18 protein-coding genes, 1 pseudogene and 1 riboswitch are annotated in these 18,469 nt (G+C 34.9%); of the genes and pseudogenes, 1 reads left to right on the top strand and 18 read right to left on the bottom strand.

The features are described from left to right. Positions 1-347 precede the first annotated feature (347 nt). The 8 genes and pseudogenes from yunB to ACTYBU_RS19465 form a co-directional block, all read right to left on the bottom strand. Positions 348-1,100, bottom strand: a complete 753-nt coding sequence (yunB, locus tag ACTYBU_RS19500) for a sporulation protein YunB (RefSeq protein WP_445492320.1) — start codon at positions 1,098-1,100, stop codon at positions 348-350. Between the two features lie 69 nt (positions 1,101-1,169). After that, on the bottom strand, positions 1,170-2,255 hold the full coding sequence (locus ACTYBU_RS19495) for an HD-GYP domain-containing protein (RefSeq protein WP_445492318.1): 1,086 nt from the start codon (positions 2,253-2,255) through the stop codon (positions 1,170-1,172). Positions 2,256-2,441: 186 nt separating this feature from the next. Next, positions 2,442-2,744 carry a YunC family protein gene (locus ACTYBU_RS19490; RefSeq protein ID WP_445492316.1) on the bottom strand — a complete coding sequence of 101 codons (303 nt, stop codon included), beginning with the start codon at positions 2,742-2,744 and terminating at the stop codon, positions 2,442-2,444. 57 nt (positions 2,745-2,801) lie between these two features. Further along, on the bottom strand, positions 2,802-4,163 hold the full coding sequence (locus ACTYBU_RS19485; RefSeq protein WP_445492314.1) for a bifunctional metallophosphatase/5'-nucleotidase: 1,362 nt from the start codon (positions 4,161-4,163) through the stop codon (positions 2,802-2,804). A 75-nt stretch (positions 4,164-4,238) separates the two neighbouring features. Beyond that, the gene (locus ACTYBU_RS19480; protein WP_445492460.1) at positions 4,239-5,084 is read right to left on the bottom strand and encodes a DUF72 domain-containing protein; all 846 of its coding nucleotides are present in this window, start codon (positions 5,082-5,084) and stop codon (positions 4,239-4,241) included. Positions 5,085-5,629: 545 nt separating this feature from the next. Further along, positions 5,630-6,286, bottom strand: a complete 657-nt coding sequence (locus ACTYBU_RS19475) for a DUF1801 domain-containing protein (protein ID WP_445492312.1) — start codon at positions 6,284-6,286, stop codon at positions 5,630-5,632. A gap of 182 nt (positions 6,287-6,468) precedes the next feature. Next, the gene (locus tag ACTYBU_RS19470; protein ID WP_445492459.1) at positions 6,469-6,660 is read right to left on the bottom strand and encodes a GrpB family protein; all 192 of its coding nucleotides are present in this window, start codon (positions 6,658-6,660) and stop codon (positions 6,469-6,471) included. A gap of 285 nt (positions 6,661-6,945) precedes the next feature. Further along, positions 6,946-7,316, bottom strand: a pseudogene (locus ACTYBU_RS19465) (iron chaperone). A gap of 293 nt (positions 7,317-7,609) precedes the next feature. Here ACTYBU_RS19465 and ACTYBU_RS19460 point away from each other — a divergent pair. Next, the gene (locus ACTYBU_RS19460; protein ID WP_445492457.1) at positions 7,610-7,759 is read left to right on the top strand and encodes a tyrosine-type recombinase/integrase; all 150 of its coding nucleotides are present in this window, start codon (positions 7,610-7,612) and stop codon (positions 7,757-7,759) included. A gap of 173 nt (positions 7,760-7,932) precedes the next feature. Here the strand turns inward: ACTYBU_RS19460 and sufB are convergent, their stop codons facing one another. The 10 genes from sufB to ACTYBU_RS19410 form a co-directional block, all read right to left on the bottom strand. After that, positions 7,933-9,330 carry a Fe-S cluster assembly protein SufB gene (gene sufB, locus ACTYBU_RS19455; protein ID WP_445492310.1) on the bottom strand — a complete coding sequence of 466 codons (1,398 nt, stop codon included), beginning with the start codon at positions 9,328-9,330 and terminating at the stop codon, positions 7,933-7,935. Positions 9,331-9,398: 68 nt separating this feature from the next. Next, entirely contained in the window at positions 9,399-9,830 is a 432-nt protein-coding gene (sufU, locus tag ACTYBU_RS19450) for a Fe-S cluster assembly sulfur transfer protein SufU (RefSeq protein ID WP_445492309.1), read from the bottom strand. Continuing rightward, complete coding sequence (locus ACTYBU_RS19445) at positions 9,820-11,049, bottom strand: cysteine desulfurase (protein ID WP_445492307.1); 1,230 nt, start codon at positions 11,047-11,049, stop codon at positions 9,820-9,822. The genes sufU and ACTYBU_RS19445 overlap by 11 nt, the downstream gene beginning before the upstream one ends. Continuing rightward, positions 11,049-12,356 carry a Fe-S cluster assembly protein SufD gene (gene sufD, locus ACTYBU_RS19440; protein ID WP_445492305.1) on the bottom strand — a complete coding sequence of 436 codons (1,308 nt, stop codon included), beginning with the start codon at positions 12,354-12,356 and terminating at the stop codon, positions 11,049-11,051. The genes ACTYBU_RS19445 and sufD overlap by 1 nt, the downstream gene beginning before the upstream one ends. 17 nt (positions 12,357-12,373) lie before the next feature. Then, positions 12,374-13,159, bottom strand: a complete 786-nt coding sequence (gene sufC, locus ACTYBU_RS19435) for a Fe-S cluster assembly ATPase SufC (RefSeq protein WP_445492304.1) — start codon at positions 13,157-13,159, stop codon at positions 12,374-12,376. A 621-nt stretch (positions 13,160-13,780) separates the two neighbouring features. Continuing rightward, positions 13,781-14,146, bottom strand: coding sequence for a carboxymuconolactone decarboxylase family protein (locus ACTYBU_RS19430; RefSeq protein ID WP_445492302.1), 366 nt, complete (start codon positions 14,144-14,146; stop codon positions 13,781-13,783). Positions 14,147-14,266: 120 nt separating this feature from the next. Continuing rightward, positions 14,267-15,091, bottom strand: coding sequence for a MetQ/NlpA family ABC transporter substrate-binding protein (locus ACTYBU_RS19425; RefSeq protein ID WP_445492300.1), 825 nt, complete (start codon positions 15,089-15,091; stop codon positions 14,267-14,269). Between the two features lie 14 nt (positions 15,092-15,105). Continuing rightward, complete coding sequence (locus tag ACTYBU_RS19420) at positions 15,106-15,774, bottom strand: methionine ABC transporter permease (RefSeq protein ID WP_445492299.1); 669 nt, start codon at positions 15,772-15,774, stop codon at positions 15,106-15,108. Then, complete coding sequence (locus tag ACTYBU_RS19415) at positions 15,771-16,793, bottom strand: methionine ABC transporter ATP-binding protein (protein WP_445492298.1); 1,023 nt, start codon at positions 16,791-16,793, stop codon at positions 15,771-15,773. Before ACTYBU_RS19415 ends, ACTYBU_RS19420 begins: the two co-directional genes overlap by 4 nt. Before the next feature lie 168 nt (positions 16,794-16,961). After that, a riboswitch (SAM riboswitch) is annotated at positions 16,962-17,069 on the bottom strand. Between the two features lie 406 nt (positions 17,070-17,475). Next, the gene (locus tag ACTYBU_RS19410; protein WP_445492296.1) at positions 17,476-17,802 is read right to left on the bottom strand and encodes a hypothetical protein; all 327 of its coding nucleotides are present in this window, start codon (positions 17,800-17,802) and stop codon (positions 17,476-17,478) included. Positions 17,803-18,469 lie beyond the last annotated feature (667 nt).

The following is an 18,469-nucleotide window of genomic DNA, read 5'->3' as shown; positions in this document are numbered from 1 at the left end:
GGGGTCTTACTGCCCGTTAAGAGTGGGATAAAATCACGCAAATAAGAAAAGCGAATGCGCCTTGATTATTGCCGAACGGACTGAAGAGCTTCTACTAAGATAAAGGAAACACGAAGAGCGTTAGCGATTCGATGTTGATTTATCGTAGAGAGGAGATCTGAAGTACGGTAGGCAATAGGTGCTGAAGCTAGACAATGAAAAGCGAATGCTCCTTAATTATTGCCGAACGGACTGGCCGACTTTTAAAAAGGAGCAATTTACTAGCTTCCTGTATCGGCACAGTTAAATAAAAGGAATTGCTTGTTCATATCTTCAAATAAAGATGATGAACAAACATTCCTTTTTTCCTATTTCCCATCGCTATCTTTTGGCAGCTCTACTGCTGGAGACGTTCCTTTATTGCTTCCATTATAATATTGTGGAACCTCTCCTTCAAAACCTGCCATTGCAATTAAAATATCCTGTTTCACGCTTGTAACTTTTGTTGCAAAGGGAATAATGATTTGTATATCTACGGTAAGCTCTACATATGCCTTAACAACGACATAGTTGATTCCTACATCTTCCATTTTTGTTTTTAAATCTGATTTCACACTCCCCACTACATTAAATTTAATAGGAACATTTGGTCCAAGATTCCCTAATAATGCATTATTAGTAGCTTGACCAATCGGTATGCTGTACACAATTCCTTCTTGGTTTGCGGTTTTTTCTTTATCAAATTGTACATCTGTTAGTAGTGCTGCTTCTGAAATATTCCCTTTTTCCATTTCCAACATATTCTGCTGCACAATATTTACAATTTCCTGTTGTTTTTTGACCATTTGATCCGTATCAAAAACGAAGTTATTTCCATTTATAGTTAAGTTATCATTTTTTTTCAATTCTTCATCTTTTAAGGCATCATTAATTACTAATGATGCCAATTTCTTTGTTTGATGTTCTGCGTAATTCACTAATGTAGGCTTTAGTCCTTTATTAATCAACCACAAACTAAAAAAAGTAGAAAATATAAAAAATAAAGCTGTTATGAAAAAAACTTGTTGAAAAGTTAAAGAACCTTTTCGAGGCATTATTCGACGAAAATAGTATTTTCTCAAACTCATCCCCCCCTTAATGCATTTATATGCAAAAAAAAGGACATGTAGAAGTTGTTATTTATGTATGACTTAAATGATGGCATCACATTCTACTATTACAATGGATAAACTTTCCTTTAAATCTATTTCATAAGGGGTAATTTCTTTTCCATTTTTTTTAATAATCCGGATAATAGGTCTTTCATTTAATCCTTTGTTTTGTCTGCTTACTATCCCTTTTTCTCCGCTGCTTAAAGAAACACTCATTCCATTTGGATATAATATAATTGCTTTTCGAAAAGCTTCGACAATTTTTGCATCATACAGCTTATTAATCCCAGCATATAGTATTTCGAGCGCCTCATGCGGCAGCATCGCTTTCCTATACACTCGATTTGATGTAATGGCATCAAAAACATCAGCAACTGCTATAATTTTTCCAAATAAATGGATTTCATCACCAGTTATTCCTCGAGGATAACCAGAGCCATTTATCCTTTCATGATGCTGATAAGCACAATGCGCAACTAAAAGTGACAAATTGGGGATATCTTTTAACATTCGATAACCTATTTCAGCATGAGTTTTTATTTGCTCGAATTCTTGTTCCGTTAACTTCCCTTGTTTCAGAAGGATGTTCAGTGGAATATTGATTTTTCCTACATCATGCAGTATAGCACCAAGACCTAATACTTCTAATTGTTTGGTAGATAATTTTAACTCTTTTCCTAATGCTAATGAATAAACAGTAACATTTAAACTATGAGAAAATATATAATCATCATATAAAAACACATCTGACATCATCGAAAATAATTCTTGATGATCACGAAGCTCCTCCATAACTTTTGTTATTAACTGTTTAAAGGATGTGGTAGCTTTTTCCATCATAATAAATTTCGAATTATTTACAGCTTCTTTCATGTCGGAGAAATTTTTTTCAATTTTATGCATGGCATCTTTTTTTAATTCATCCGAGATGGATGAAATTGGATAAATATCATCTGTTCTTTTATCTTCAATATATAAATAAGAAATTCCTAGATCCATTAATCGTTTAATCATTTTATTATCAAGCATTACGCCACGATTAATTAAGATTTTTCCTCTTTCATTAAAAATTGGTTTCGCTAATATTACTCCTTCAGTAATATTATTCGTTCCGACTAATCTCATCCATAGCTCCCATTCCATTATAAATATATGTACATTATATCTTAAATAACTGGATTAAAAAGATAATTCTTTATTTTCACAAAACTTTTTAAAACATAATTAAAACCAGACAGAGTGTTTGCAGCGTTTCCATCTGGTTTTCCGCTTTATTATGCCTCTTATCTCCTTTATCTCTCCAAACTTGTTTTAGTTCATTTTTAACAAAGCATCTTTACCGATCATTCCTTTATAAATGCCATAAGATTCCGCTTCAAATGTTACCGATTCTAAGGGTGCATTTAATAATTGTTCTATCGTTTTTACTCCTACTGCTCTTCCAGCAATTATTTTGCGGTCTTTTAATTTTTCATTCAATAAAGAAATATCTAGTGCACCACACATAATGTACCCTTTTTCATTTTTCACAACAAGTAAAGTAGTTTTTGGCAGTTGTACACTTATTGCTATAAAGTGTTGGTTTTCAATTGTAATTGGAAATACTTCAACCACTACAAGCCACTCCTCTCTTTTCCTAACAATATATTCAAAGAGAAGAATGGCCGTGTATTATATTGAATAGTATTGCTTAATTTTTTCTGCTAGAATATTCCGCATAAATTCAGGAAGGAAATATTGCTTTTCTTTCGCCCGATAAATTGCTGGGAAGAAGTTTCCGAAAGTAAACATATCCGGTATAGCCACTGTATATTTTTCATTGGCAGCAAGCTCTTTATCCCGCAAGTAATAGGTAGTTATTTCTCCATGTGTTGCTGATTTAATTCCGTGGGAAATCATTTTTCCTACTAACGTTCCACGAAAGCCGAGTCCTTTTAAATGAAAATGCTCCCACTTATTGTCTTCCATATCCAAAATAATTTCTTTTAATTCTGCTCCAGTTAATGTTACTTTACATGGATTAATTGGGTGAGGGCAGATTGAAAGTAAATCAAAATAGGATACTGGTCCTGCTTGTAAATTATTTAAAATTAACCCTTCATTCAAGATGGCACAATCCGCCTTGCACCATAATTGAATTTCTTTACATAAAAATGCAGCAATCTCTTCTTTAGACCATTTTTCCGATAAGGCTGCTACCTCATCGGAAAGAGCTAATTTTCCTTGCTCGTACAGATTATTTATAAATACAGCTTCTTCTTCTGGAGCTTTCAACTGACTTGTTTCATACAATTCTGCCTTTTTATCCATAATCATTTTGCTGTTTTCATCAACTGTTAAAACAATATGACCTACAAAATAGCCAAATTTCCCAGCAGCTCCTAACAGACAATTATTAATCAGTTTTCCTTGACGAAGAATATGATGTGTATGCGCGCCCAAAATCAAATCAATTTCTGGAAAACGTGCAGCCATTTCTTCATCTTCATTAATTCCTAAATGGGATAAAACAATAATAATATTTGTCTTTTCTTTCAGCTGCAAAAGCTGCTGTTCCAACTCTTCCATGGGATCTGTTAGTTTCCAGCCTAATAAACCATATAAATGGGCAAAATTTGCCGTCAGCCCAATCACTCCGATTTTAGTTCCTGTATTTGTCTTATAAATCTGACTAGGTATTGCCCATTCCGGACGTTTTCCATTTTCCCTGTATAAATTAGCCAAAATAACATCGAAGGAAGCTTCTTTATATAAGGAATCAAGCGCTTCAAAGGCTAATGTAATGCCTTCATTGTTTCCGATTGTCACAGCAGTATAACTTTCTTCTTCTATTAATGTAGTATTGATTTTTCCTTTTGTCGCTTCCGTATATGGATGCCATAAATCTAAATGGTCTCCAATATCAAAAAAATAAACAGGATCTCCAGCCTCTTCATGCCACTGTTTTCTTTCTCGTAGTAGTTCGAAAATTTTCGGCCAATTTTCAAAATGACTATGTAAATCATTTGTATGATAAATATGGATGAATTCCATTCTTTCGCCTTCCTTTTTCGATGATTAATAAAAGTATATGTCGCTCTTTTGCTAATTAGGAATTATACCTTGATGTCAAAATAAATCTAATTGCCTTGAAGCTAAATTAGAATATTCTATTTTTAAAAGATCAATAAGATGCTTTGCATTATCAGCTGCATCTCCACCTGAATTATTATTAAAAAGAATATTAATATTACTACAAACAGTATGTAAATAGTTGATACGATCTGCCCAATCTTCCAGTTCTTTTTGGTTGTATCGATATAAATATCGCACTTCTCTCCAATTGGGATTGTTTTTCTGCTGCCATCCATGAAAATTTCTCCCATGAAAACGAATTAAAACATTATTCTTATTTGAGGGCTCTAATACAATTGGAATCGAGCCTTTTCCAGCCTGCGGCTCATCACAAATACTATGAATCCATTTTTCTTTTTGCATAAATGTTAACGTTTTATCTCGAAACTTTGCTTCAAACCAAGATTGATGGCGGAATTCCAAAGCACATGGAATATCACCCATGATTTCCTTACATTTTCGTAAATAGAGGACATTTGCTTTTGTACAGTCAAACCAAGGTGGAAATTGAAATAATACCATTCCTAATTTATTTGCCTTTTGATATGGTTCAAGGGACGCTTTGAAAAGCGAAAACATATCCTCTATCGTTGCAAACGACGACTCTCCCCTTTGATGCCCCGTCATTCCTTGATATGCTTTTACGATAAATTGAAAACCGGCTGGCGTATCCGCCACCCATTTTTCAACATTTTTGATTGGCTGTATCGCATAAAACGACGCGTCTAATTCAACAATTGGGAAATAGCTTGCATACTCCACTAGTTTATTACGAGATGCTGTGCGCGTTCCATATAAACTGTCATGATCTCCCCAACCGGTTAATCCTATATTAATCATCATATCACCTTTATTGATAAGCTTTTCCCTCTACAAAAAGTAGAGAACAAGGGATTATACCTATAATAATATCAAATTATTTAGTAAGATAATCTTTTTATTTCCAAATATGGTTCCATTTATAATTATCATAACACATTTACCAAAAAGTGAAACTCAAACAGGATGATGGCCATTCATCTACCATTGTTGGTTAGTTGCATTTTACAGGATGTGCAAATACACAAACGTTCCACATATCGTGGTGATTTTATTTGCTCCTCTTAGAAACGGGTTTTCGAAAAAAAATCGCATCCCAAATGGGACACGATTTTTTTAGCATTTATCCAATAGATTCTTCCATCTCGAATTTGATTAATTATGCGTAAAACAGCTTGAAATGATTTATTAGATACGAAATGCACAGTGGTTTGCTTATACTCTACGGATCACTTTTTTGTTTTTTTCCATTTTAAATTATTGATTGAGTGTTATCTGCGATCCAAAAAGGAGTTCGAATGAACGCAAAGTGAGGTAATATCTTAAAGTTTGACTAAATTATTTTCTTATCGAATGTTCTTGTGCGAGCCGTCACAGTTGGGCATCTTTTGTGATAGTCCACAAGTGCAATCATTTAGTCCCTTTCCATTGAGAATTTTATCCATACATTTTTCAACCCTTGACACCCGAGTTTTGGATTGTTTTGGACTCGAAAAATGAAGAATGTATGCTCTTTGCCTTCCCGGCGTCAAGCTTTTAAAAGCAGTTTTCAAGGCAGGGATTTCATTGAATTTATTTTGAAGTTCTTCAGGAATTATGAATTCTTCTGTTTTCTTTTTAAAATTCACTTCCAAACCGGCTTTTTCAACTTCAATGGCTTCATGAATATAGGCTTTCAAGATGGGTTCCATTTCAACTATTTCTTGAACATTGGTGAACCGAATCTGGCGCGCCGCCTGTACATTCTCCGTTTGTTGGATTAAAACCCCATGAGCATCCTGTAACAGGGCACCTTTGTGAAACAGAAGCGCACAATATTCTTTAAATCCGTGTATTAAAACGATGTTTTTTTTCTCAAACGTGTAACAAGGATGCATCCACTTAAATTCTTCGGTCAGCTCACAGTCAAGAACGATATTTCTCAACTTCTCATATTCTCCCTTCCATTTTTTGGCTTCACTTAAAAATTCATCAACCTTAGGATTCATTCTACTATTCGTCATCAAGGAACACCCCTCTTCAATTTTTCGATCAGCTTACAGTCCAGAATGATTATTCTCAATTTCTCCAATTCTTTCTGTCACTGAAGCTTATGTCGCTAATCTGCTCCGATAGTTGAATTAGAAAATAGATCGCCGCTGCAATCATTGGGCTCAAGCGTTTAGAATTTACTTCATCTCTTTCTCTAATATCTTACTAACAAATTTAGTTTTACTATTAATATTAGTTGAACGTTCTTTTGAGGCCTTTGCCATCTCTTTTTTAACTTTGTGTACTCAGCGACCGCCTCTGAATTGGTACGTAAATAATTTCTAAATGCTATATGTTTAGCTAAATCTTCTCTATGATTATCATACACGTATAAATGATGTTCCATCCAGTTTGTATTACTACCATCCCACGGAACTAATTGTGGAAGTTGGTTTAGAATGAGCGAATTCATCAACTCCTTAAATTCCCTTCGGTCAGACATTTACCGTTGACGAATGCCACGTTTTTCTTTCTGCTGCACATTTGACTTTGCCGAAAAAAATAAAAAAATGTAGCGATCGCCACCCTTAATAATCCGAATCCCGATAAATTTAATTTGCTTCGAGAACATTTTTAAAATCAAATCCTAAAACCAAAGCAACCAAAAAAGTGGTTGCTTATACGCTCATAATTATTTCCGCCAAAAAGTTGAACAGTCTTCCTTCTCCAAAATATTAAACTCGATCATTTTCTCAAGTAATGAAAAATCAACCGGACTATCCCACTGGATACGTACCAACTGTTTGGTGTGATCATAGCCAGCCTGTACTATTTCATCAGAAAAATGATTAATCCCTGCCCTTTCTGGGGCAACAGCCAAATGATGTTTGGCTACGCTAAAGCCAATAATAAATGTGCCGTGAACGGTAAACATAGGCTGATTCCACGCAATTTTTGGCATTAAATTTGAAAATTCTTAGTTACCCAAGCCAAAACTTCTTCCGTTCTGGCCCGATGTTGCGGGTTATCAATATGCGCTAAATATTCTGCAAAAACTTCCATGTTGTTCCCTCCTAAAAAAATTTATGTCTTCAGAGAAATTCCTCAAACCCATTCGTTTGTAACTTTTTAACTTCTACAAATAATATACAAACTCCTGCTTCCATAAAACTGCCCTGTTAGTTTAAGTGCAATTCTTCATCATATCGCATAATCAAAATTAATAATGAATTATTACGTGAATTGAAGAAGTTCAAAATGAAGCAAAATGAATTAATTTTAGGGAATCCACGGTTCCGTAAAAATGAAGATGGCATTATCTCCAAAATTATTACGGTCATTATTTAACCCCTTCTATCATTCGTGAGACACTGCAAGATTATTGTAAAAAAGCCGGTGTTGAATATAAAGGCACACATGTTTTCAGACATACACACGCTGTTCTGCTTCTTGAATCAGGTGTAAGCTTGAAATTTGTTTCTGACCGTTTGGGGCAAAACCATTAAAACAACAGCGGATACTTATCTTGATATCACCGAAAAAATAGAAGAAGACGAACTTAAAAAGTTCGCCTCCTACACTAAAAGATAAAATCAAATCGGCATGAAATCGGCACACCGATAATATCACACTTTATAAAAATCTCTCAAACCCTTGATATAAAAAGGTTATTTCTTTTTTATCCAATAGACCCTTCCATCTCGAACTTGATTAGACGGTTCATTTCTACTGCATATTCCATCGGTAATTCTTTTGTAAATGGTTCGATGAATCCCATTACAATCATTTCTGTTGCTTCTTCTTCAGAAATACCTCTACTCATTAAGTAGAACAATTGTTCTTCTGATACCTTAGAAACTTTCGCTTCATGCTCTAATGAGATATTGTCATTTAAAATTTCATTATAAGGAATAGTATCGGAAGTTGATTTATTATCCATAATTAATGTATCGCACTCAATATTTGCGCGTGCTCCATCAGCTTTACGGCCGAAATGGACGATCCCACGGTAAGTTACTTTTCCACCTTGTTTTGAAATAGATTTCGAAACAATGGTAGAAGAAGTATTTGGCGCTAAATGAATCATTTTTGCACCTGCATCCTGATGTTGTCCTTTACCAGCAAGAGCAATGGATAATGTCATTCCTCTTGCGCCTTCCCCTTTTAAAATGACAGCCGGGTACTTCATTGTTAATTTGGATCCGATATTTCCGTCAATCCATTCCATCGTTGCGTTTGCTTCACAAACCGCTCGTTTTGTTACTAGGTTAAACACATTGTTTGCCCAGTTTTGGATCGTTGTATAGCGACAATAAGCATCCTTTTTAATAATAATTTCAACAACTGCACTGTGAAGAGAGTTAGTTGTGTAAACAGGTGCTGTACATCCTTCTACATAGTGAACATGTGCTCCCTCATCAACAATAATTAATGTGCGCTCAAATTGCCCCATATTCTCTGAGTTAATTCGGAAATATGCTTGAAGCGGAGTATCTACTTTGATACCCTTTGGTACATAAATAAAGGATCCACCTGACCATACAGCCGAATTCAAAGCTGCAAATTTATTGTCTGTTGCTGGTATAACAGTTGCCCAATGCTCACGGAAGATATCTTCATTTTCCCTTAAGGCTGAATCTGTATCTTTAAATACAATACCCATTGCCTCTAAATCTTCTTGCATATTATGATAAACAACTTCTGATTCGTATTGTGCAGATACACCAGCCAAGTATTTTTGTTCAGCTTCTGGAATACCTAATTTATCAAATGTTTGTTTAATTTCCTCAGGTACTTCATCCCATGAACGCTCTGTTTTTTCTGATGGTTTTACATAATAAGTAATTTCATCAAAGTTTAAAGAAGCTAGATCTCCACCCCATTGCGGCATTGGCATATTGTAGAAATGCTCAAGCGACTTCAATCGATAATCCAACATCCATTGAGGCTCATCCTTCAATTTAGAAATTTCTTCTACGATTTCTTTCGTTAAACCACGTTTAGAACGAAAAATAGAAACGTCTTTATCCGAAAATCCATACTTATAATCCCCAATATCGGGCATTTTTTTTGCCATTTCTTTTTCCTCCATTCTATGCGCATATTTTTCCCTATATAAACCCGAAATACACTTAATTTATTGAGTTAGTTTCCCTCATTAAACCCTTTTTCCATAGCTTTCCAAGCTAATGTTGCGCACTTAATTCTTGCTGGAAATTTACAAACACCTTGAAGTGCCTCTATATCTCCTAAATCTATATCATCACTGTATTCTTTTCCTTGCATCATTTCCGAAAAGACTTTAGAAAGTTTAAATGCTTCCTCTACCGATTTCCCTTTAATTGCCTGTGTCATCATGGAAGCAGAAGACATACTAATGGAACAGCCTTCACCTTCAAACTTTGCGTCTTTTACAATTCCATCTTCTACCTGCAATGTTAGCAAGATGCGATCACCACATGTTGGATTATTCATATTAACAGTCAGACTGCCTTCCAAAACCCCTTTATTTCTAGGGTTTTTATAATGATCCATGATAACACTTCTATAAAGTGTATCTAAATTATTAAAAGACATCGCTAAAATACTCCTTTGTTTTACTAATTCCTTCAACAAGCATATCAATTTCGTCTTCAGAATTATAGAGGTAAAAACTTGCTCTGGCTGTGGCAGACACTTTAAGCCATTTCATTAACGGCTGTGCACAATGATGTCCTGCACGAACCGCAATTCCTTCTGCATCTAAAACAGTGGCAACATCGTGCGGGTGTACATCCTCTATATTAAACGTGATCACACCTGCACGATTTTGTGCATTATTAGGACCATAGATCGTTAAGCCGTTTATTATCGACATTTTTTCTAATGCATAGGCAGCAAGCTTATGTTCATGTTCTATGATATTATCTAAACCAACTTCTTGGAGAAAATCAATTGCAGCACCTAAACCAATTGCCCCTGCAATAATCGGTGTTCCTCCTTCGAATTTCCAAGGAAGTTCTTTCCAAGTAGATTCATATAATCCAACAAAGTCAATCATTTCTCCACCGAACTCAATAGGATCCATTTTTTCTAATAGATGTTTTTTTCCATATAATACCCCAATTCCAGTCGGTCCACACATTTTATGACCTGAAAAACCAAGAAAATCGCAATCAATGTCTTGGACATCAATTTTCATATGTGGAGCCCCTTGAGCTGCATCAACAACTAATACTGCTCCGTGCTTATGTGCAATAGCAGCTATTTCTTTGACTGGGTTTATAACACCTAATACATTGGAAACACAAGTAACAGATACAAGTTTAGTTGCGCTTGTAATGGTTTCCTCAACGTCTGTTAAAGCTAATGTTCCATCATTTTGTAACGGAAAATACTTTAAAGTGGCTCCTGTTTTCTTCGCCACTTGCTGCCAAGGGATAATATTGCTATGGTGTTCCATTGGAGTGATGATGATTTCGTCTCCCTCTTTCAGGTTTGCCATAGCATAACTTTGCGCAACCGTATTTAAAGCCGTTGTTGTTCCTCTTGTAAAAATGATTTCCTCTACTGACTTGGCATTAATAAAATTCTTTACTTTATCTCTTGCACCTTCGTATCCGTCTGTTGCTTTCGTTCCTAATGTATGAACACCGCGGTGAACGTTTGAATTATACTCTCGATAGTATTTATCTATAGCCTCGATAACTTGAATCGGCTTTTGAGATGTTGCAGCACTATCAAGATAAACCAATGGATGGCCATTAACTTCTTGATTTAATATTGGGAAGCATTGACGGATATCTTGGATATTCATTATTTTACTTTCCTTTCAATTATTTCAACAAGTTGTTTTTTTACTCCTTCGATCGGAAGCTGTTCAACAACTGGCGCCAAGAATCCATGGATAACTAATCTCTCAGCTTCTTGTTTAGGAATTCCACGACTCATTAAATAATACAGCTGCAATGGGTCAACTCTCCCTACAGATGCAGCATGGCCTGCTGTAACATCATCTTCATCAATTAGCAAGATTGGATTTGCATCTCCTCTTGCTTTTTCACTTAGCATTAATACACGAGATTCTTGTTCAGCATTTGATTTTGCTGCACCGTGTTCAATCTTTCCAATTCCGTTAAAGATGGATGATGCACTATCTTTCATTACACCATGCTTTAGAATATACCCTTCGGAGTTTTTCCCAAAATGAACAACTTTAGTTGTAAAGTTTTGTTTTTGTTCTCCACGGCCGACTACAACCGATTTCGTATCACCAAATGATCCATCGCCGATTAAATTCGTAGTATTTTCAGAAATAGTATTTCCATCATTCATAAAGCCTAATGCCCATTCTATTTTTGCATCCCGATTTGCAATCCCACGGCGGTTTACATATGTTGTAATTCCTTTAGCCAAATTGTCAACTGCACCATATTGAACTTTTGCATTTGCATTTGCAACCACTTCGGTAACAATATTAAAGACAGCATTTTCCGGCTCCACTGTTGATACATAGTTTTCAACATAAACAACAGAACTATTATCTTCTGCAACTACTAATACGTGATTAAACAAATTAGCCTCTTTGTCATCATGCAGGAAAATTGCTTGAATTGGTTCTTCTAATTCAACATTTTTCGGAACATATAAGAATACTCCGCCATTTAGCAATGCAGCATGAAGAGCCGTCAAACGGTGCTCATCAGCTTTTACAGCGTCTTTCATAAAATACTTTTGCAAAAGATCACTATACTCTCTTGCAGCTGTAAAAATATCCGTAAAAACAACACCTTTTTCTTTTAACTCATTAGACACAGCCAAAAAAGTTGGTCGATTATTCCGTTGAATATAAAGTGTTTTATTTTTTTCTAAGTCAATAAGTGCTTTTACCTCATCTGGCAAGTCATTTACATTCGTAAAATCTTCGCTGCTTACTATATGTTTATTAATTTGTGTTAAATTCCAATTTGTTATTTTTGTTTTATCAGGTCTTGGCATTGGCAGCGTTTCAGCACTTTCTAACGCTTGTACACGCAGTTCCGCCAACCAAGCTGGTTCACCCATATCCTTGGAAAAGGATGCTATATATTCCTTGTCAAATGGCAATTTAATATCAGTTGTCATGTCGATCCCCCTAACTCTTACGCTTCTTGTTCAACTGTTTCGTCTTCAATGCCAAGCTCTTGCTTAATCCAATCGTAACCTTCTGATTCTAAGCGTTGAGCAAGTTCTGGACCTCCGGATTTTACAATCTTACCTTGCATCATAACATGAACAAAATCAGGTGTAATATAATTCAGCAATCTTTGGTAATGCGTGATAATTAAGCAGCCGAAGTCTTCTCCACGCATTTTGTTAATGCCTTTTGAAACAACTTTTAGTGCATCTATATCCAACCCAGAATCAATTTCATCTAAGATAGCAAATTTTGGTTCTATCATCATTAACTGAAGGATTTCATTTCGTTTTTTCTCTCCGCCTGAGAAGCCTTCATTTAAATACCTTTGTGCCATATCAGGATCCATTTCAAGGTATTCCATGTTGCTGTCCATTTTACGAATGAATTTCATTAATGAAATTTCATTGCCTTCTTCAAGACGGCTGTTTATTGCAGAACGCAAAAAGTCGGCGTTTGTTACACCACTAATTTCACTTGGATATTGCATAGCAAGGAAAAGACCTGCGCGAGCACGCTCATCCACTTCCATTTCTAGTACATCTTCATCATCTAGAAATACAGAACCACTTGTTACTTCATATTTTGGATGACCCATAATAGCAGAAGAAAGGGTAGATTTCCCAGTTCCGTTAGGACCCATGATTGCGTGGATTTCCCCTCCCTTAATTTCAAGGTTAAGACCTTTAACAATTTCCTTTTCTTCGATTGCTACATGTAAATCATTAATAACTAATTTAGATTGACCCATTATTTATATACCCCCATAATAAAAGAAGTTTAGTTCTTCGTATTGTTAAAACTTCATTATCAATTTATTCTCATTATTATATTATAACAAATAAAAACTCATCGCAACCTATAGGAACACACTTTAAGATTTCAGACTTATATATAAAAGATAATTATCTTATAGAACGTAGACAAAGTATTATTTGCAGAAACTGCAGGCAGATCGAAAACGATTGTATTTCGAGGCGTGAATCCTTGGGAGGAGCAGAGTTACTCGTATTGGGTAATGAGGTCGAACAACGGAGAAATCATCGTTTTAACAGCCTAAAAGATAATAATCTTATATTACCTTATTTTTTATCTATTTTTTTATTTTTATTGATTTGTTCGCAAAACTTTCGAAATTAACTGAAAATTCTCATTGTTTTTTCTTTTCATGGCAGAAATCTACCTTATTATATATCTGAATGTAGACAAAGTATTCTTGCTCTAACTTAAGAAGAACCAGATTAAATCCTGGTTCTTCCGTGTAGACAAAGTATAACACTGAAGATTTTTTAAGACTTGTCGAAATGTCAGCTAGCTTTCAGGGAAACGAACAAAAAGCAAGATTTTACAACGCCTGATAAGCAACTGCTGCTTAGTGTTTCAAAGAGTTCAACTCTGTGACTGCTTCTTGTACCAATGTAACAGCTTGACTCATGACGGCACCACCGCCAAAAGCTGCTGTAACTCCTATAGTTTCCATTATTTCCTCTTCAGAAGCTCCTTGATCCAGACAACCTTTCACATGATAAATTATGCAATATTCATCTTGCGAGTATAAACTGATTCCCAATGCAATTAACTGTTTTTGCTTTTTAGTCAACGTTCCTTCCTCAAAACAAATTTCAGTAAATGTATGAAAAGCCTCGGTCAGTTTAGGCATTTTCTGTGTAAAAGACCCTAAACCCTGTTTATAATGTTGTAAAGCATTTTCTACTGTATGACCTGTTTGAGCATCCAACTTTTTTCACTCCTCTTATCCTTATGCAACACCTCTTTATTATTCATTATTCCCCTGTATTCTATTCTTTAATTAAACGAAAAAAGAAACCTGTTTCGTTAACAGATTTCCTTTTTAGGATTATTTAGATACTGGCAGCACGGCGCCTTTGTATTCTTTCGAAATAAAATCTTGAATTTCTTTAGATTGCAATACTTCTACTAATGTTTTAATTGATTCTTTCTTTTCATCTTCTTTTCGCACTACAATAATGTTGGCATATGGAGATTCGCTGCCTTCAATTTCGATTGAATCTTTTACAGGATTTAGTCCAGCATCCAATGCAAAGTTTGCATTGATTACTACAGCATCTCCTTCATTATTATTATAAATTTGCGGTAATAAGGATGGCTCATAATCAGGTTTAAATTTAACATTTTTTGGATTTCCAACAATATCTTTTACTGTTGCATTTACTTTATTGATGCCGTCTTTTAATTTAATAAGTCCGCCTTTTTCCAATAAAGAAAGGATTCGCCCTTGTTCTGAAACAGAATTACTGAAAATAATAGTAGCGCCTTTTGGCAACTCATCTAAGCTTTTATATTTTTTAGAAAAAACAGCCATTGGTTCAATATGAATAGCTCCAACATTTACAAAATCATACCCGTTTTCTTTAATTTGCTGCTCTAAATATGGAATATGCTGAAAATAGTTTGCATCTAATTCTTTAGATTCTAATGATTTATTTGGCAATATATAATCTTGAAATGTTTGAATCTCTAAATCAATGCCTTTTTCCGCTAAAATTGGTTTTGCTTTTTCTAATATTTCAGCATGCGGTACATTCGATGCACCAACGACTAATTTTTTACTGTCTCCGTTAGAACCTTCTTTTGAAGTTCCGCATGCTGCTAGAGCAAACACAAAAGTAATTGCTAGTATTAAGGATAATATCTTTTTCATTTTTTTCTGCTCCTTTACCTTTTGTCTAATTTAGTTGTTATATAATCTCCAATAAATTGGATAATAAATACGATAATAAGAATAATAATGGTTGCCATTAATGTGACGTCTGCCCGGTTTCTTTGAAACCCTTCTAAGTAGGCCAAGTTCCCTAATCCGCCAGCTCCTATAACTCCTGCCATTGCAGTGGATCCAACTAAAGCAATAGTGGTTACCGTAATCCCTGAAACTAGTGCTGGCATGGATTCAGGTAATAACACTTTGAAAATAATGGTAAATGGTTTTGCCCCCATTGATTTTGCTGCTTCCACAACCCCTTTGTCCACTTCTCTTAATCCTATTTCCACAAGTCTTGCATAAAAAGGAGCTGCTCCTATTATGAGGGCAGGCAGCGCTGCTTCTGCACCTATCATGCTTCCAACTAATAATTTTGTAAATGGAATTAATAGAACTATTAATATAATGAATGGAATAGAACGAAAAACGTTCACCACTGCACTAATAATCTTATTTAAGAAAGAGTTGCTCCACATATTGCCTTTTGCTGTCAAAAACAAGGTAATTCCTAATACTATTCCTAAAATAAATGTAACTACTACAGAGAAGGCTGTCATATATAGTGTTTCTTGTGTTGCCAGCCACATCTTGTCCCAATCTACATTTGGAAAAAAACGTGTTATCATAGCTGTATCACCTCCACGCTAATTTCTTGTGACTGTAGAAATTGAAGGGCTTTTTCCGTTTCCGCTTTTTCCCCGTCGATATGGATGTATAAAGTGCCATACGATCCATTTTGCGTTGAACTGATTTTCCCCTGAATAATATTTACCGATATTGGAAAGGAACGAATTAATTTCGTTATTACAGGTTGTTCTGCATTTTCACCAACAAATCCTAAAACAACGATTTTTCCTGAAGTATATTGAGCAGCGATATGTTCGATCGTATCTTTTGCTTCATTTGGTTCGATTACCTGCTGCACAAATCGTTTTGTTATCTCTTGCTGCGGTTTCTTAAATACATCTATTACAGGTCCCGTTTCGACCACTTTTCCGCTTTCCATTACTGCAACACGATGGCATATTTTTCGAATAACATGCATTTCATGCGTGATCAGTACAATCGTTAAACCTAGACGCTTGTTAATATCTACTAAAAGATCAAGTATTGCATCTGTTGTTTGAGGATCAAGGGCAGAGGTTGCTTCATCACATAGAAGTACTTTCGGTTCATTAGCAAGTGCTCTCGCTATTCCAACTCTTTGTTTTTGACCTCCACTTAACTGGGAAGGATAGGCATGTTCCCTTCCTTCCAGCCCCACAAGCTTTATTAATTCAGCTACTTTTTTTTCCCTCATTGCTTTTTTAACTCCAGCTATTTCAAGGGGGAAGCTGATATTTTGTTCAACCGTTCTAGACCAAAGCAAGTTAAAATGCTGAAAAATCATGCTGATTTCTTGGCGAGCTTTTCTGAGTTTGCTTCCTTTTATTTTCGATACCTCATAACCTGCAACCGTTATACTTCCTTCATTCGGTATCTCAAGGCCATTCAGCATTCTGATTAAGGTACTTTTTCCTGCTCCACTATAGCCGATTACTCCAAATATTTCTCCTTGTTCAATCGTTAAATTTACATTATCGACTGCAACAATTTTTCTTTTTTTTGAAGCAAAAACTTTGTTTGCATTATTTATGTTAATCAATTTTCTTCACCTGCTTTTTGTTCAATGATTCTATTAGTAACAATCCACCTTGATTTTATTATTCTCCTATATCTTTTGGAGAGATAATAAGATTCATACTTATTTTAAGTACAAAAAAACCTTTCTGCATCGCATGAGCAGAAAGGCTGAATAATATTCGGAACCTTCCTCTCATCTATCAAAGCATCTGCTTTGTGTGAATTGGCACCATGTCAGTATAAAACTAACGGTTGCCGGGTTTCATCGGGCACATCCCTCCACCTCTCTTGATAAGAGCAACTATTTTAAATTTATGGATAAATAAGTCGTTATTGTTGATAGACGTAATGTAACATGGCTATCAACGAGGTGTCAATGCTTAATATTATATTTTTAATATAATATTTTTTCTGAATTTTTCGTTAATTTTGTCAGATTTTTTGACGTAGTATCTTTCTGTAGGAATGTATATTTTTATGTAGAATTTGACCGTTTCAAGCTGTTTTTTTAGTTGTTCTCTAAATCAGCGGCTTTTTTCTCATCAATCCCTAATAAAGAATCGTCTCCTTCTGATGGGGACATCTGTTTCTTACTTTGTAATGATTATTCAACTTTTTTAATAGAAAGATGCAAAAAAGCCCTCATTTCTATGAAAGGGGCTAAATATGCTAGTAAAAACCTTTTCTCATTTAAATAACTTCGTTTATATATTTACTAAATATAGCAGGGATTCCAACTTCAATAATTTCCGTAAAGTAGAGTGAACAATTATTTTTTTTTCGCTGATTACGTTGCGTAGCAGGGTTTTCCCAAGTAAAATGGATCGCAGGCAATTTTCGCTTCCTTCCAAAACGATATCAGATTTTGGTGGATCCTTTGTTAATAGAAAAAATTGAATATCTTTTAATTCAATATAATATTCCTCTGTGTCACATGTTATTTTGATTATGAATGTTTCATCTTTTATCAGAGGTTTTACAACATTGCTTTTGTTTAAATTATCTAATAAATCTATTACAACTTGCCGCATCCTTTTCCCTACTTTCTAACTTTGCTCCTTTATTTACCCTTTTAAAAAAATCTCTACTAAATCCAGGTGCAGCCATGGCAAACATATTAAGGCTTCTATCTAATATGCAGAAAGTCTCTTCTAAAATTGTTTTCCCCTAAATTATGTATTCTTTTCTTCTTATTAAAACCCTTTCTGTTTACAAAAACCTCCTAATTTTTCATTCGTCAATTATTTCCCGAGAAATGTCATAATAGTTCTAACTTTGTCGATTTTTTTCTATTATTCATTTTCTATCTATTACCCTCTTAAATAATAAAGAAGATATAAGCACTTATATTCATAATTTATATAAACAAAAAAAAGGGTTCCATTTGTCAAGATTCCAAAATCAACAACTTATGTTATTCATCTCAGAAAATTTATAAGGGAACCCTTAATCATATTTATCCCACACTTAACGGGCAGTAAAAACCCCACCTCAAGTTGCTGAGAAATCGAGGAAGCTAGATTGGGGATAACTGCCCGTAAAGATCCGATAAGTTCAATAACCATCAGTGGGGGATGAACCCCAATGTTATCAAGCTAAACTTCAAAAAAAGGAAAATTAGCAACTGAATAGGAAGTAAGGATTTTCGTTCTGTTCTCCGAGGCTTACCGCTCGCTTTCCACGGGGCGAGCGCCGAGT

The sequence above is a fragment of the Niallia sp. 03133 genome, assembly GCF_052663225.1.
Note: the sequence above shows the minus strand (reverse complement) of the source record. Positions and strands in the feature narration are given on the sequence as shown.

Coding starts and splice junctions, on each gene's coding strand:
- ACTYBU_RS19495 (WP_445492318.1), bottom strand. CDS start 2,255: ATGAGATTAGTCGGAACGAATAATATTACTGAAGGAGTAATATTAGCG.
- ACTYBU_RS19485 (WP_445492314.1), bottom strand. CDS start 4,163: ATGGAATTCATCCATATTTATCATACAAATGATTTACATAGTCATTTT.
- ACTYBU_RS19480 (WP_445492460.1), bottom strand. CDS start 5,084: ATGATTAATATAGGATTAACCGGTTGGGGAGATCATGACAGTTTATAT.
- ACTYBU_RS19475 (WP_445492312.1), bottom strand. CDS start 6,286: ATGACGAATAGTAGAATGAATCCTAAGGTTGATGAATTTTTAAGTGAA.
- ACTYBU_RS19470 (WP_445492459.1), bottom strand. CDS start 6,660: ATGGAACATCATTTATACGTGTATGATAATCATAGAGAAGATTTAGCT.
- sufB (WP_445492310.1), bottom strand. CDS start 9,330: ATGGCAAAAAAAATGCCCGATATTGGGGATTATAAGTATGGATTTTCG.
- sufU (WP_445492309.1), bottom strand. CDS start 9,830: ATGTCTTTTAATAATTTAGATACACTTTATAGAAGTGTTATCATGGAT.
- ACTYBU_RS19445 (WP_445492307.1), bottom strand. CDS start 11,049: ATGAATATCCAAGATATCCGTCAATGCTTCCCAATATTAAATCAAGAA.
- sufD (WP_445492305.1), bottom strand. CDS start 12,356: ATGACAACTGATATTAAATTGCCATTTGACAAGGAATATATAGCATCC.
- sufC (WP_445492304.1), bottom strand. CDS start 13,159: ATGGGTCAATCTAAATTAGTTATTAATGATTTACATGTAGCAATCGAA.
- ACTYBU_RS19425 (WP_445492300.1), bottom strand. CDS start 15,091: ATGAAAAAGATATTATCCTTAATACTAGCAATTACTTTTGTGTTTGCT.
- ACTYBU_RS19420 (WP_445492299.1), bottom strand. CDS start 15,774: ATGATAACACGTTTTTTTCCAAATGTAGATTGGGACAAGATGTGGCTG.
- ACTYBU_RS19410 (WP_445492296.1), bottom strand. CDS start 17,802: ATGCGGCAAGTTGTAATAGATTTATTAGATAATTTAAACAAAAGCAAT.